The sequence below is a fragment of the Arthrobacter pityocampae genome (assembly GCF_002927275.1).
Lineage (GTDB): Bacteria > Actinomycetota > Actinomycetes > Actinomycetales > Micrococcaceae > Arthrobacter_D > Arthrobacter_D pityocampae.
This window is the reverse complement of the sequence record NZ_PRKW01000037.1, coordinates 1-1,078: the sequence shown is the minus strand read 5'-3', so window position 1 is coordinate 1,078 and position 1,078 is coordinate 1. Positions and strand designations below refer to the sequence as shown.

The 1,078-nt window shown below is 58.2% G+C and carries 2 pseudogenes; both read right to left on the bottom strand.

Going from position 1 to position 1,078, the window contains the following annotated elements:
* Nucleotides 1-268, bottom strand: a pseudogene (locus C4K88_RS18170) (IS5/IS1182 family transposase); the annotation flags it as partial.
* Nucleotides 269-474: 206 nt separating this feature from the next.
* Nucleotides 475-1,078, bottom strand: a pseudogene (locus tag C4K88_RS18165) (IS5 family transposase); the annotation flags it as partial.

Here is a 1,078-nt window from a genome sequence, read left to right as displayed (position 1 = left end):
GCAACGGACGTCGGTGGTCGTCGGTGGAACCGGAGGTCTTACGAGCCTCAGATGGCTGGAAACTACCTTTGGCTCGTTCCTTTACACGAACGATCCCGGCCAGCCTCAGCGCTTTGGCAAAGGTATCGGGATGAGCGGTAATACCCGTTTCAGCATGGAATGCCTGCGCCAGTTCGGATTGGCTGGAATAGGGTTGCGCATGAGCGAGCCTGGTCAGCAGAGGGTAATGCTCCGCAGCGATTACGGGCGGGCGTCCAGTTTTAGGCATGGCTCAAGGCTGCGTAGGCAAGGGACAAGCAGCTTACTTTATTTTGTCTACACCCTCCTAGGGATGGTCTGAAGTAGTCAGGTATTTCTGGCTGACTCCAGCCCTTGCCGATTTCAAAACGGTGATTCGGCTAAAAAACGATCAAATCATCCCCTCTTTCCGGATTTATAGCCGGCGCGAGCACCTCGCGCCGGCCATTTCCCGCATTACAGACGCACCTCTCCTGCATTCGTCAGCAAATGTCGGCGCGCCATCCACAGGTTCGACAGCGCGAACAGTGTCACCAACTGCGCGGTGTTCTTCGCCAGGCCACGCAAGCGTGTCTTCACGTAGCCGAATTGGCGCTTGATCACCCGGATCGGGTGCTCGACTTTGGCGCGCACCTGGGCCTTGGATTTCTCGATCTTGCGCTTGGCTTTGTACAGCGCACTGCGCTTACTCAGCTTCTTGTACGTACTGCGGCGGGCCGCAATCTGCCAGATCACCTCCCGGCCTTCATGTTCCGGGCGTTTCTCTACGCCGGTGTAACCCGCGTCGGCGCCGACCATGTTTTCCTTCCATGCAGCAGTTTGTCGACCTGGGTAACGTCAGCAACGTTGGCTGCCGTCCCCACCACGCTGTGCACCAGACCTGACTAGGCATCCGCGCCGATGTGAGCCTTCATGCCGAAGTAATACTGATTGCCCTTCTTGGTCTGGTGCATTTGCGGGTCACGCTTACCGTCCTTGTTCTTGGTCGAACTCGGCGCATGGATCAGCGTGGCAACGACGATGGTGCCCTGGCGCAGCGACAGGCCCCGATCGCCCAGGT